The organism is Anaeromyxobacter sp. (assembly GCA_016718565.1).
Classification (GTDB): domain Bacteria; phylum Myxococcota; class Myxococcia; order Myxococcales; family Anaeromyxobacteraceae; genus JADKCZ01.
The window spans coordinates 96000-108701 of sequence record JADKCZ010000013.1 but is presented as its reverse complement, the minus strand read 5'-3'; the positions used below and the strand labels follow the sequence as shown (position 1 = coordinate 108701).

Annotated in this window: 14 protein-coding genes; 9 read left to right on the top strand and 5 right to left on the bottom strand. The window is 72.9% G+C overall.

Annotated features, from left to right (window positions below; genetic code table 11):
* Nucleotides 1-245: 245 nt before the first annotated feature.
* Nucleotides 246-749: a hypothetical protein gene (locus IPO09_18555; protein ID MBK9519302.1), complete on the bottom strand. Its 504-nt coding sequence runs from the start codon at nucleotides 747-749 to the stop codon at nucleotides 246-248.
* Between the two features lie 170 nt (nucleotides 750-919).
* On the opposite strand from IPO09_18555, the gene IPO09_18550 reads away from it, so the two are divergent.
* The 5 genes from IPO09_18550 to IPO09_18530 all read left to right on the top strand — a co-directional run bounded on the left by IPO09_18550 (nucleotide 920) and on the right by IPO09_18530 (nucleotide 6140).
* Nucleotides 920-1519 (top strand): hypothetical protein, encoded by a 600-nt coding sequence (locus IPO09_18550; GenBank protein MBK9519301.1) that lies wholly within the window; start codon nucleotides 920-922, stop codon nucleotides 1517-1519.
* Nucleotides 1520-1675: 156 nt separating this feature from the next.
* Nucleotides 1676-1921 (top strand): hypothetical protein, encoded by a 246-nt coding sequence (locus IPO09_18545; protein ID MBK9519300.1) that lies wholly within the window; start codon nucleotides 1676-1678, stop codon nucleotides 1919-1921.
* Nucleotides 1922-1929: 8 nt separating this feature from the next.
* On the top strand, nucleotides 1930-2337 hold the full coding sequence (locus IPO09_18540) for a putative toxin-antitoxin system toxin component, PIN family (GenBank protein MBK9519299.1): 408 nt from the start codon (nucleotides 1930-1932) through the stop codon (nucleotides 2335-2337).
* Nucleotides 2338-2844: 507 nt separating this feature from the next.
* A complete protein-coding gene (locus IPO09_18535) occupies nucleotides 2845-3102 on the top strand; it encodes a helix-turn-helix transcriptional regulator (GenBank protein ID MBK9519298.1) in 258 nt (85 codons plus the stop codon).
* Complete coding sequence (locus IPO09_18530; protein ID MBK9519297.1) at nucleotides 3099-6140, top strand: HipA domain-containing protein; 3042 nt, start codon at nucleotides 3099-3101, stop codon at nucleotides 6138-6140. The genes IPO09_18535 and IPO09_18530 overlap by 4 nt, the downstream gene beginning before the upstream one ends.
* A gap of 1 nt (nucleotide 6141) precedes the next feature.
* Here the strand turns inward: IPO09_18530 and IPO09_18525 are convergent, their stop codons facing one another.
* Nucleotides 6142-7461 (bottom strand): nucleotide sugar dehydrogenase, encoded by a 1320-nt coding sequence (locus IPO09_18525; protein MBK9519296.1) that lies wholly within the window; start codon nucleotides 7459-7461, stop codon nucleotides 6142-6144.
* A gap of 227 nt (nucleotides 7462-7688) precedes the next feature.
* Here IPO09_18525 and rfbA point away from each other — a divergent pair, with 227 nt between their 5' ends.
* From rfbA to IPO09_18505, 4 genes are read left to right on the top strand one after another with little or no spacing between them, the layout of a single operon-like run.
* Nucleotides 7689-8576, top strand: coding sequence for a glucose-1-phosphate thymidylyltransferase RfbA (gene rfbA / locus IPO09_18520; protein ID MBK9519295.1), 888 nt, complete (start codon nucleotides 7689-7691; stop codon nucleotides 8574-8576).
* Entirely contained in the window at nucleotides 8576-9139 is a 564-nt protein-coding gene (rfbC, locus tag IPO09_18515) for a dTDP-4-dehydrorhamnose 3,5-epimerase (GenBank protein MBK9519294.1), read from the top strand. The genes rfbA and rfbC overlap by 1 nt, the downstream gene beginning before the upstream one ends.
* Nucleotides 9140-10153 carry a dTDP-glucose 4,6-dehydratase gene (gene rfbB / locus IPO09_18510; GenBank protein MBK9519293.1) on the top strand — a complete coding sequence of 338 codons (1014 nt, stop codon included), beginning with the start codon at nucleotides 9140-9142 and terminating at the stop codon, nucleotides 10151-10153.
* Nucleotides 10150-11070: an SDR family oxidoreductase gene (locus IPO09_18505; protein MBK9519292.1), complete on the top strand. Its 921-nt coding sequence runs from the start codon at nucleotides 10150-10152 to the stop codon at nucleotides 11068-11070. The genes rfbB and IPO09_18505 overlap by 4 nt, the downstream gene beginning before the upstream one ends.
* Before the next feature lie 17 nt (nucleotides 11071-11087).
* Here the strand turns inward: IPO09_18505 and IPO09_18500 are convergent, their stop codons facing one another.
* The 3 genes from IPO09_18500 to IPO09_18490 are packed head-to-tail and all read right to left on the bottom strand — an operon-like array spanning nucleotide 11088 to nucleotide 12637.
* A complete protein-coding gene (locus IPO09_18500) occupies nucleotides 11088-11510 on the bottom strand; it encodes a hypothetical protein (GenBank protein ID MBK9519291.1) in 423 nt (140 codons plus the stop codon).
* A 20-nt stretch (nucleotides 11511-11530) separates the two neighbouring features.
* The gene (locus tag IPO09_18495; protein MBK9519290.1) at nucleotides 11531-12007 is read right to left on the bottom strand and encodes a zf-HC2 domain-containing protein; all 477 of its coding nucleotides are present in this window, start codon (nucleotides 12005-12007) and stop codon (nucleotides 11531-11533) included.
* A 15-nt stretch (nucleotides 12008-12022) separates the two neighbouring features.
* Complete coding sequence (locus tag IPO09_18490; GenBank protein ID MBK9519289.1) at nucleotides 12023-12637, bottom strand: sigma-70 family RNA polymerase sigma factor; 615 nt, start codon at nucleotides 12635-12637, stop codon at nucleotides 12023-12025.
* Between the last annotated feature and the right edge of the window lie 65 nt (nucleotides 12638-12702).

The following is a 12702-nucleotide window of genomic DNA, read 5'->3' as shown; positions in this document are numbered from 1 at the left end:
CGTACGTCCTGTCGTCGCGGGACAGGAAAGGCCGCTTGTCGTTGGATCAGGCCACGCGCTGTTGCCTCGCGGTGGTGGGTCCGTGGCGCCGATGTGGGTGCTGGGTTCCTCGCCTGGTGCTCGCTGGTTTGGACACCGATGAAGCTCGGGAAGTGCCACCACGAGCACGGGCGTGACCCCCTCGGGCCGCGGAGGCCCGGAGGATCACGCCCGGTGGGAGCGCGCGGGGGTGCGGCTCGCTCCGGCTACTCCTGGAACACGCAGAGCTTCTCGCCCAGCAGCGCCTGGGCCTGCTCGGTGGTGAGCATGTACTGGGTGCTCACCTGGCGGACGCTCTTGCCCGTGGTGCCGCCGGCCTCGTAGCTGATGGCGATGAAGCGCTGGGCGGGCTCGGCCTTGGCCTTCTTGCTCTTCTCCTTCTCGAGCCTGGCGTTCAGCTGGGCGCCGTCGAGCACCTCCACCGCGGTCACCTTGCCGCCGGCCATCTCGGGCGAGCAGGGGCCGAGCAGGGAGGCCACGGCGTCCTTCAGGGCGGCGGGGCTGGCGGGCTTCTTCTCGGGCATCGGCGGCGCCTCCGGCTTGACCTTGGCCTCCTCCTTCTTGCCCACCTCCGCCCCCTTGGCCGCCGCCTTCTCGGCCACGGCGGCGGCGGGCTTGGCCACGGCCTTCTTGGCGGCTGCGGCGGCAGGGGCGGGGTCGGCGGCCAGGCTGGCGGCGAGGACGGCGGTGGCGACGAGCAGGTGGGTCATGGCTTTGAGGTCCTTTCGGCGTTGAGTCTGGAGGGTCGGTGGCCGCACATAGTGCCACGGGGGTACAGACGCCGGGAACGGGGCGGAAATTCCCTCCCCGCTGGCTGCCCCTGGCGGGGAGCCGTGATTAAGTGACAGGGCGAATTCCACGCCTGGGAGCGAGCCTGAAGATGTCGAAGCGCACCACCATCGTCGCCGGAGTCGTCGCCATCGTGGTCCTGTTCGCCGGGGGGCTCGCCTTCCTCGACCGGGTGACCAGCGAGCCCAGCGCCTCGCGCCAGGCCGGGCCCGCGCCCCGCGCCGAGCCCGAGGCGCCGGCCCCCCAGGCGCAGCCGGAGCCCGGCCTGGCCCCCGAGGCGCCGCTCGCCGCCGCGCCGCCCGCAGCAGGCGAGCCCTCCCAGCCGCCGCCCGCGCCGACCCAGCCGCCGCCCCCGCGCAAGGTGGACCTGCTCACCTCGCTCAACCTGGCCCGCACCCGCATCCTGGAGTGCGCCGGCGCCCTCCCGCCGGTGCCCGACGAGGAGCCCGGCAGCAACCGGGCCGCGGCCGAGGCGCGGCGCAAGGCGCCAAAGCTGAACACCGTGCTGCAGCTCGACCTCGAGATGGGCGACCAGGTGGTGCGGGTGGCGGGGGCCAAGGTGCTGGCGCGCGGCGTGGCCACCGACGTCATCCTGGAGTGCGCCCAGCTCGAGCTGCACGGCCAGGTGCTGGAGGCCTCCTCGGCGCGCCCCGGGCCGAACCTGAAGATGCGGTTCGCGCTGGACAGGTAGGGCGCGGGGGCGCCGGCCGAACCGCGGACCCAGGTTCGGGGACCGGCCGTGGCAGCCGGGCGAACAGCCTGGTCCGCCAGGGATTCTGGTGGCGCGAGCGTTGCTCTGCCTGGCCGCATGGATCCCAAGGCCGCCTGTAGCTACAATGATCCCACCATGAAGCACGACGCCGTGTTCAGGCTCCGCATGCCGAAGGGCGAGATCGCCGCCCTGAAGCGGGTGGCCCGCTCCCGTGGCCAAGGTGCGTCCGAGTATGTCCGCCGGCTCGTGGCGGAGCAGGTCCGGCGCGAGGAGGCGGCGCGGAAGGTGCGCGAGCTGCTCGAGGCTGCACCGGCTGGTCCGCTCTCCGACGACGAGGCGATGGCGCTGGCCGACGAGGCGAAGCACGCGGCTCGCAGATGATCCGGGCGGTGCTGGACGCCAACGTGGTGGTGTCCGCCATGCTGGCGCCCCGTGGCACCCCGGGCCGGGTAGTGGCGCTGGCGGGCACGGCCTATGAGCTGGTCTGGTCGCCGCCCATCGTGGCCGAGTGCCTGCGGGTGCTGGCCTATCCGAAGCTGCGCGGCCGCTTCCAGGTGAAGGACCCCCGCGCCCTGCTGGCGCGGCTCGTCGAGGCGGCCATCTTCATCGAGACGGACCTGCCCGAGCTGCACGTGGTCCCCGGCGATCACAGCGACGACGTCTACCTGGCCACCGCCCTGGCTGGCGCGGCGCGCCGGGTGGTCTCGGGGGACCGGAGGCACCTCCTGAAGCTCGGGGAGTTCGCCGGCGTGAAGGTGGTGACCCCGGCGGAGTTCCTCGCAGAGCTCGAAGGGTAGAGCGCGAGGCAACCATCCGAGGCGCGTCAACAGCAGGCCGGTGACGCGCAACGTCGCTGAAAGGATCGGCATGACCACGCATCAGCAACTGGAAGCACGGAGCCTGGCCATGCACCGGCTGGTCGCGGACAAGATCCGGCGAGAGCCGGCACTCTATGCCGCCGCGCTGGCCACCCTTCGGCACTGGCGCGTGGTCGTGGACTCGAGCGCCCAGCCCTACCTGGCCGAGTGGGAGCGCCTCTTCGAGCAGGGCCTGGACGACTGCCTCGCCGTGGCGGTCGAGGACTCCGAGCGCGCCGCCGCCCTCCGCCAGTTTTCCCCCCTCCCCCCCCCCCACCAACCCGGGGGGGCCCTTCCCCCCCCCGGGGGGGGGGGGGGGGCGTGCACCCCCCCCCGCAAGGACCTTGAGCACCTGCGGGCGCCGATTTGGAATCCCGTACGGGACAAAACTGGCGCCCGCACGCCTCCGATGGCAACATTCTTCCCTGACGGGAAGGTGACTCCATCATGACCTCCAGGTTGAGCGAAGACATCCCGTACGGGAACATCGATTCGCCAGCCACGCTCGGCCTCCTGGTCCGACGCCGTCGCCGGGCCGACGGCCTCACCCAGGCCCAGGCGGCCGGGCTGTGCGGCGTGGGCACCCGCTTCCTTGGCGAGCTCGAGCGCGGCAAGGAGACCGCCGAACTCGGCAAGGTGCTCCAGGTCCTGCGCGGGCTGGGGCTCGACGTGGCCATCGTGCCCCGCGGCGGGGGCAAGGCGTGACCGACACGAGCGAGCTGGCGGTCTGGCTGGGCGCCGAGCGGGTGGGCCACCTCCGCCAGGGCCCCGGGCGGCAGCTCACCTTCCAGTACGACCCGGTGCACCTGGCCCGCCAGCCGGCCGCGATGCTCTCCCTCTCGCTGCCGCTGCAGGCCACTCCCTTCGACGACACCCAGGCGCGCCCGTTCTTCGCCAACCTGCTGCCCGACGCCAGCCTGCGCGACGCGGTGGCCCGCAAGCTCGGCCTGTCGCCTGGCAACGACTTCGCCCTCCTGGCGGCGCTGGGAGGGGAGTGTGCCGGCGCCGTCAGCCTGCTGCCGTCAGGTGCGCTGCCCGAGCAGGGCGGCGCGTACCTGCCGCTCGACGATGAGGCCTTCGACCGCCTGGTGGAGGAGCTCCCGCGTCGGCCGCTCCTGGCCGGTGAGCGCGGCATCCGGCTCTCGCTGGCCGGAGCGCAGGGCAAGCTCCCGATCCGGTTGCACGCCGGCCAGGTCTTCATCGCCACCGGGGGCCTCGCCACCACCCACATCGCCAAGCCCGCCATCCCCGGCGTCGAGGGCAGCGTCCGCAACGAGGCCTTCTGCATGGCTCTGGCGGCGCGCGTCGGCCTGCCGGTCCCTCGCTCCTTCGTGCGTGCCGGCCGCACGCCGGTCTACCTGGTCGAGCGGTTCGACCGGGCCGCCGGTCCGGAGGGGCTGGTGGTGCGCCGCCACGCCGAGGACCTCTGCCAGGCCCTGGCTGTTCCACCCAACGTGAAGTACGAGGCCGAGGGCGGCCCCGGCCTGGCGGCCGCCTTCGGCCTGCTGGCTCGCCACGCGCTCAGCCCCGCGCTGGACCGCCTGGCGCTGCTCCGCTGGGCCGTCTTCAACGCGTTGATACAGAACGCCGACGCCCACGCCAAGAACGTCACCTTGCTGCACGAGGCCGGCGGGGTCCGGCTGGCGCCCTTCTACGACCTGCTCTGCACGGGCGCCTGGCCCGACGTGGCCGGGAGGCTCGCCATGCGCATCGGCGGCGAGGACCGGCCGGAGTGGCTGCGGCGCCGGCACTGGGAGCGGCTGGCGGCCGAGGTGGACATCGGCCCGCGCCTGGTGCTCGACACGCTCGGCCAGCTGGCGGCGGCGCTCCCGCCCGCGGCGGCGGCGCTGGCGGCCGAGCAGGAGGCGGCGCTCGGGCCGGCGCCTGGTGGTGGAGCGGGCCCTCCGGCTGATCCGCGCCCGCTGCGCGCAGGCCGCGCAGGCGCTGGCCGCACCCCCCGCCTGAGCACCCCGCCCGCCTCCCGGTTACACTCCCGGCCCGTGTCAGCCCCCAAGACCGCCACCCTGGCCCGCCTCTGGCCGCTCCTGCGCATGGAGTGGCCCTCGGTGCTCTCCGGCACCGTGCTCCTGCTCATCGCCTCGGCCGCGGCCCTGGTCTACCCGCAGGGCATGCGCATCATCGTGGACGGCGCCATCGCCTCGCGCGACTCCGGCGCGGTGGTGGAGGCGGCGCTCTTCATGGGCGTGCTGGCGGTGGTGCAGGGGCTGGCCATGGGCGGCCGGGCCTGGCTCTTCGCCAACGCCGGCGAGCGCGGCGTGAAGCGGGTGCGCGAGGCGCTCTTCCGCTCGCTCCTCTCGCAGGAGGTGGCCTTCTTCGACTCGCAGCGCACCGGTGACCTCACCTCGCGCCTGGGCTCCGACACCGCCTCCCTGCAGGGGCTGCTCTCGGCCCAGATCTCCATGGGGCTGCGCAACGCCGTGCAGGTGGTGGGCGGCCTCATCCTGCTGGTGGTCACCTCGCCCCGCCTCACCCTGGTGATGCTGGCGGTGGTGCCGGCGGTGGCCATCGGCGCGGTCTGGTACGGCCGCAAGATCCGCAAGCTCGCCAAGGCCTACCAGGACGCCCTGGCCGACTCCGGCCACGTGGCCGAGGAGTCGCTCTCGGCCATCCGCACGGTGCGCGCCTTCGCCGCCGAGGAGGCCGAGGCGGTGCGCTACGTGGTCTCGGTGGACCACGCCTACCAGCTGGCCCGCACCCGCATCGGCGCCGGCGCCATCTTCATGGGGGCCGCCTCCACGGGCGGCTACATCAGCATGGCGGTGGTGCTGGGCTACGGCGGCGTGCTGGTGGCGGCCGGCGACCTCACCGCCGGCGCGCTCACCGCCTTCCTGGTCTACACGCTGCTCATCGCCATGGGGCTCGGCACCCTGGCCGAGATCTGGGCCGAGATGATGCGCGGCCTGGGCGCGGCCGAGCGGGTCTTCGAGCTGACCGACCGGGTGGCGGCCATGCCCACCAGCGGCGGCCGCCGGCTGGACCGGGTGGCGGGAAGGCTCGCCTACGAGGCGGTGGAGTTCGCCTACCCGTCGCGCCCGGACGTGCCGGTGCTGCGCGGCGTGGACCTCACGGTGCAGCCGGGCGAGGTGGTGGCGCTGGTGGGGCCGTCGGGCGCCGGCAAGTCCACCCTGGGCTCGCTCCTGGTGCGGCTCTACGACCCGGCGCGCGGGCGCGTCACCCTGGACGGCGTGGACCTGCGCGAGCTCGACCCGGGCTGGCTGCGCCGCCTGGTGGGGGTGGTCTCGCAGGAGCCGGTGCTCTTCAGCACCACCATCGCCGACAACGTGCGCTACGGCCGGCCGGGGGCCAGCGACGAGGAGGTGCGCCAGGCGGTGCGCGCCGCCAACGCCGAGACCTTCGTGGCCTCCTTCCCGGACGGCCTGGCCACCAGGGTGGGCGAGCGCGGCCAGCAGCTCTCCGGCGGGCAGAAGCAGCGCATCGCCATCGCCCGCGCCATCCTGAAGGACCCGCGCATCCTGCTGCTCGACGAGGCCACCTCGGCGCTGGACGCCGAGTCGGAGGCCCTGGTGCAGGACGCCCTGGCCCGCCTCATGGTGGGGCGCACCGCGGTGGTCATCGCCCACCGGCTCTCCACCGTGGTGGGGGCCGACCGGGTGGTGGTCATCGACGCCGGCCGCGTGGCGGAGGAGGGCCCCCACGGCGCCCTGCTGGCGCAGGGCGGGGTCTACGCCCGGCTGGTGGAGAAGCAGGTGCTGCGGGCCTGAGCTACGCCTTCACCAGCCGCCTGGGCCCGCCGCCCTTGGGGAACAGCGGGGCCACCAGGTTGCGGGTGTCCACCACCAGCCCCACGCCCTCGAACAGCTCGGGGCGCTTGAAGAGGTCGTGGGCGGTGGAGATGACCACCGCGTCGTAGCCGCGGAAGACCTCGTTGGAGACGGCCACCGACGTGAGCCCGAAGTCGTGCTTGCGGGTCCGGTGCGCCGCGGGGAAGTACGGGTCGCAGTAGTCCACCTTCGCCCCGCGCTCCAGCAGCAGCTCCAGGATCTCGTAGGAGGGCGACTCGCGGTCGTCGTCCACGTTGGCCTTGTAGGCCAGCCCCAGCACCAGCACCTTCGAGCCGCGCATGGGCTTCTGGTCGTCGTTGAGCGCGTGCATCACCCGCTCCACCACGAAGGCCGGCATGCGGGTGTTGATCTCGCCGGCCAGCTCGATGAAGCGGGCCCACTCGCCGTACTCGGCCGCCTTCCACGACAGGTAGAAGGGGTCGAGCGGGATGCAGTGCCCGCCCAGGCCCGGCCCCGGGTAGAAGGGCATGAAGCCGAAGGGCTTGGTCTTGGCGGCCTCGATGACCTCCCAGATGTCGATGCCCATGCGCCCCAGGATGACCTTCAGCTCGTTCACCAGGGCGATGTTGACGGAGCGGAAGACGTTCTCCAGCAGCTTGGACGACTCGGCCACCCGCGCCGACGACACCGGCACCACCTGGTCGAGCGCGGCCCGGTAGAGGGCCACCGCCGCCGTGGTGGAGGCCGCGTTCACGCCGCCCACGATCTTGGGGATGGAGCGGGTGGAGAAGCCCTTGTTGCCCGGGTCCTCGCGCTCCGGCGAGAAGGCCAGCAGGAAGTCCTTGGGGCAGGTGAGGCCGGACTTCTCCAGCAGCGGCTGCACCTCGCCGTCGGTGGTGCCCGGGTAGGTGGTGGACTCCAGCACCACCAGCTGGCCCGGCCGCAGCCGGGTGGCGATCTGCTCCACGGTGCGGTGGATGTACGAGTTGTCCGGCTCGCGGTGGATGCCGAGCGGCGTGGGCACGCAGATCAGGATGGCGTCGCACTCGCCGAGCCGGTCGAACTTGGCCGTGGCGGTGAACTTGCCGCTGGCCACCGCCAGCTTCACCCGCTCCGGGCCGATGTGCTTGATGTACGACTCGCCGGCCAGCAGCTTGTCGATCTTCACCTGGTCGACGTCGAAGCCGATGACCTGGTAGCCGGCCTCGGCGAAGACCAGCCCGAGCGGCAGCCCGACGTAGCCCTGGCCGATGACGCCGATGCGGGCCGACTTGTCTGCGATGCGTCCGATGATGTCCATGGAACCCCCTGGGGCGCGCAGTGTATCGCGCAAACGCAGGGTCGGGCTCAAGTCCTGCGTCCGGGGGTGCGCCAATCCGCGCCGCGACTGTCGGTTGAACATGGTGCCGGCGCCCGCGGGGTCCATTGGGGAGGCCTGATCCGGTGCCTTCTCGCCGGCCGGGGCCTCCGGTAGAGTCCGCCCTCACCGACCACCGCCCGCACCGCCCGGGGCCCCGCAGGGTACACATGGCGCAGAACCGCAAGGGCATCATCCTGGCTGGCGGCGCGGGCACGCGGCTCTTCCCCGCCACGCTGGCCGTCTCGAAGCAGCTCCTGCCGGTCTACGACAAGCCGATGATCTACTACCCGCTCACGGCCCTCATGCTGGCCGGGATCCGGGAGGTGCTGGTCATCTCCACCCCGCAGGACACCCCGCGCTTCCAGCAGCTGCTGGGCGACGGCAGCGCCTGGGGCCTGCGGCTCGAGTACACCGTGCAGCCCAGCCCGGACGGCCTGGCCCAGGCCTTCATCCTGGGCGCCGACTTCGTGGCCGGCGGCCCCTCGGCGCTGGTGCTGGGCGACAACATCTTCTACGGCCACGAGCTGCAGGCGCTCATGAAGACCGCCACCGACCGGCGCCAGGGCGCCACGGTCTTCGCCTACGCGGTCACCGACCCGGAGCGCTACGGCGTGGTGGAGTTCGACGCCCAGCGCAAGGTGGTCTCCATCGAGGAGAAGCCGGCCCGGCCCAAGTCGCGCTACGCGGTCACCGGGCTCTACTTCTACGACGAGCAGGTGGTGGAGCTGGCCCGCCAGGTGAAGCCCTCGGCCCGCGGCGAGCTGGAGATCACCGACCTCAACCGGCTCTACCTCACCCGCGGCCAGCTCTCGGTGGAGCTGATGGGGCGCGGCTACGCCTGGCTCGACACCGGCACCCACGAGTCCCTGCTGGAGGCCGGCCAGTTCATCGCCACCATCGAGAAGCGGCAGGGGCTCAAGGTGGCCTGCCCGGAGGAGGTGGCCTGGCGCCAGGGCTGGCTCGACGACGCCGGGCTGGAGCGCTGCGCCACCGCGCTCGGCAAGTCCACCTACGCCGGCTACCTGCGCGGCCTGCTGGAGCAGAAGGTCTACTGATGGAAACCCGCCCCACCGCCATCCCGGACGTGGTGGTCGTCGAGCCCAAGGTCTTCGGCGACGCCCGCGGCCACTTCTTCGAGAGCTTCAACCGCCGCCAGCTGGAGGCGGCGCTGGGGCGGCCGCTCGACTTCGTGCAGGACAACAGCAGCCTGTCGGCCCGCGGCGTGCTGCGCGGGCTGCACTACCAGCGCCCCAACCCGCAGGGGAAGCTGGTGCGGGTGACCCGCGGCGCGGTCTACGACGTGGCGGTGGACCTGCGGCGCGGCTCGCCCACCTGCGGCAGGTGGGTGGGCGAGGTGCTGTCGGCCGAGTCGAAGCGGCAGCTCTGGATCCCGGAGGGCTTCGCCCACGGCTTCCTGGTGCTCTCGCCGGAGGCCGAGTTCCTCTACAAGACCACCGCCTACTACTCCCCGGCCGACGAGCAGTGCATCCGCTGGGACGACCCGGCCCTGGGCGTCGCCTGGCCGCTCGAGGGCCTCACCCCCTCGGTCTCGGCCAAGGACGCCCGCGGCGTCGCGCTGGCCGAGGCCCCCCTCTTCGCGGAAAGCGAGCTGGCCTAGATGAACGTCCTCCTCACCGGCGGCAGCGGCTTCATCGGCTCCAACCTGGTGCGCCTGCTGCTGGCCGAGCGGCCGGACTGGCGGGTGGTGAACCTCGACAAGCTCACCTACGCCGGCAACGCCGAGAACCTGGCCGACCTGGCGGCCAACCCGCGCTACCGCTTCGTGCGCGGCGACATCTGCAACGGCGAGCTGGTGGCCGACCTCATCCGCACCGAGCGCATCGACGCCATCCTGCACCTGGCCGCCGAGAGCCACGTGGACCGCTCCATCCTGGCGCCGTCGGTCTTCATCGAGACCAACGTGCGCGGCACCCAGGTGCTGCTGGAGGCGGCCCGCCAGCTGGAGGTGAAGCGCTTCCTGCACGTCTCCACCGACGAGGTCTACGGCTCGCTGGGGCCCACCGGCCTGTTCACCGAGCAGACCCCGCTCGACCCGTCGTCGCCCTACTCGGCCTCCAAGGCCTCGAGCGACCTCCTGGCCCTGGCCTACGCCCACACCTTCGGCCTGGGGGTGGTGGTGACCCGCTGCTCCAACAACTACGGGCCCTACCAGTTCCCCGAGAAGCTCATCCCGCTCATGATCGCCAACGCGCTGCGCGACCGGCCGCTGCCGGTGTACGGCGACGGCATGAACGTGCGCGACTGGATCCACGTGGAGGACCACTGCCGCGGCCTGCTGGCGGCGCTGGAGAAGGGCCGGGCCGGGCAGGTCTACAACTTCGGGGCGGCCTCCGAGCGCCACAACATCGACATCGTCAAGCAGGTGCTGCGGCTGCTCGGCAAGCCGGAGACGCTCATCACCTACGTGAAGGACCGGCTGGGCCACGACCGGCGCTACGCCATCGACGCCAGCAAGTCCTACGACCAGCTCGGCTGGGCGCCGCTCCACAGGTTCGAGGAGGCCCTGGCCGCCACGGTGGCCTGGTACGTGGACCACCGGCCCTGGTGGGAGCGGATCATCTCGGGCGAGTACCTCAAGTACTACGAGACGCAGTACGGGGCCCGCACGTGAAGGTCGCCGTCACCGGCGCCAACGGCCTGCTGGGCAGCGAGGCGGTGCGGCTGCTCTGCGAGGGCGCCCCCGGGCACGAGGTCCTGGCCCTGGGCCGCGGCCCCTGCCGCCTGCCGCCCGGTCCGTACCGCTACGTCCAGGTGGACCTCGGCGACGGCCACTCGGTGGAGGCCGCCCTGCGGGCCTTCGGGGCCCAGGCCGTGCTGCACGCCGGCGCCGCCACCGACGTGGACGGCTGCGAGCGCGACCCCCTCATGGCCTGGCGCGCCAACGTGGACGGCACCGCCGAGGTGGCCCGCGCCTGCCGGGCGCTGGGCGCGCGCCTGGTGGCGGTCTCCACCGACTACGTCTTCGACGGCGAGGCCGGCCCCTACGACGAGGAGGCCCGCCCCAACCCGCGCGGCGCCTACGCCCGCTCCAAGCGCTGCGGCGAGGAGGCGGCGCTGCTGCTGGCCCCAGACTGCGCCGTGGCCCGGGTGGCGGTGGTCTACAGCGGCCGGAAGGGCGCCAAGCCCACCTTCGCCACCCAGGTGGTGGAGAAGCTCACCCGCGGCGAGGTGGTCAAGGCCTTCGTGGACCAGCGGGTCTCCACCACCCTGGCCGCCAGCGGCGCCGCCATGTGCCTGGAGCTGCTGCTGGAGCACGACTACCGCGGGGTGCTGCACCTGAGCGACGCCGGCGTGTGCACCCGCGTGACCTTCGCCGAGGCGGTGGCCCGCCGCTTCGGCCTCACCGGCGCCATCCAGCCGGTGCTCACCGCCGACGTGAAGCTGCCCGCCCCGCGCCCGCTCAGCGGCGGCCTGGTCGTGACCCGCGCCGCCGCGCTGCTGCGCCACAAGCCGCTCAGGCTCGACGAGGCGCTCGACCGCTTCCACGCCGAGTGGACGGCCCACGGCGGCGGCTCGTCGGCGGGGTAGGGCGGGGGCGCCCGGCCCTACGGCCAGGCGTGCACGGTGACGAAGTAGGCCACGCCGGCCTTCTCGCCCGACACCTGGTGCACGATGCGCTGGCCCTTCTCGATGGTGAGGCGCGACATGGTGTTGCGCTGCGCCAGCGCCACCTCCACCGTCACGGTGTCGCCGCGGACCTCCTGCACGGTGAGCGCCACGTTCTCGCCGTCGGGCAGGGGCACGAACTCGGTCTTCTTGTCGGCCATGGAGAGCCGCTGCTCGCTCACCTGGTCCCAGCGCAGGTACGACAGCTTGCCGAGCTGCTTGGCCAGGTCGCCGAGCCGGGGGTCCACCAGCGCCGGGCCCTGGCGCGAGCCCTTCAGGACCCGCACCCGCACCGGCACGTCGGCCAGCGCGAGCGCGGGGGCCAGCAGCAGGGCGAGGCAGGTGGCGGTGAGGCGCTTCATCGGGGTCTCTCCCACCGCGGTCACGAGGCGTCGTCGTCGTCGTCGAACAGCACCAGCGGGCCGTCGGCCGACTGGATGATGGTGGTGGCGCGCCCCTCGGCGTGGACCTCCAGCGAGCTGGCGGCGGCGAGGTCGTTGCTGCTCCCACCGCGAAGGTACATCACGAGGGCCAGGGCTGCCACCACGGGGGCCAGCGCGCCGCCCAGGGACAGGCCGGGGTGCAGCCGGAAGCCGCGGCGCAGCCGCTCGAGCAGGCTCACGGGCCGGTCGGCCGCCACCCGGGCCAGCACCTGGTCCACGAACGGGGCGAAGTCGCGCCGCGCCGCGGCGGCCAGCAGCGCCTCCGACACCAGCCCCTCGGTGGCGGCCAGGTCGGCCGCGAAGGCGCCGCAGCCCGGGCAGCCGGCCAGGTGCCGCGTGAGGGCGGCGGACTCCTCGAGGGAGAGCTCGCCCTCGCGCGCCCCGATCATCGGCCTGTAGGTGGTGCACTCGCCCATGGTGTTCCTCGAAGACTACGCCTCGCCTCCCGTGGTGCTGCCGCCGACGGCCACCCCGGCGTACTCCGCCAGCGCCGCCTGCATCTTCTTCCTGGCGTGGAAGAGCCGGCTCATCACCGTGCCCTTCTGGATGCCCAGCCGCGCCGCCAGCTCCTCGTACGACAGCCCCTCCACCTCGCGCAGCACCAGGATCTCCCGGTGGATGACCGGCAGGGTGGCCAGGGCCTCGGTGAGCTTGCCGGCCAGCTCGCGCCGCAGCGCGTTCTCGCGCGGGTCCTGCCCGAGGGAGGTGGAGAGGATGCCGTCGCCGGCCCCTTCCAGGTCCACCTCGCGCAGGTCGTCGATGTCGTCCTTCTGGCTCTTGCGCTCCTTGCGCACCGAGTCGATGGCCAGGTGGGTGGCGATGCGGAAGAGCCAGGTGGTGAAGGCCGAGTCGCCCTTGAACTCGGGCAGGTGCTTGTGGACCCGCACGAAGGCCTCCTGGGCGACGTCCCAGGCCGAGTCCGGATCCTTCACGATGCCGAGCGCCACGGCGTAGACCTTCCTCTGGTAGCGCACGACCAGCGCCGTGAAGGCGCCCGTGTCGCCGGCCTTGGCTGACTCGACCAGCGAGAGGTCGTCCGCTTCCATTGGTTGGACGCTCGGGGGGAGAGGCGAATTCACCGAGGCGTGTGCCTGTTTACCACACGCTCCGG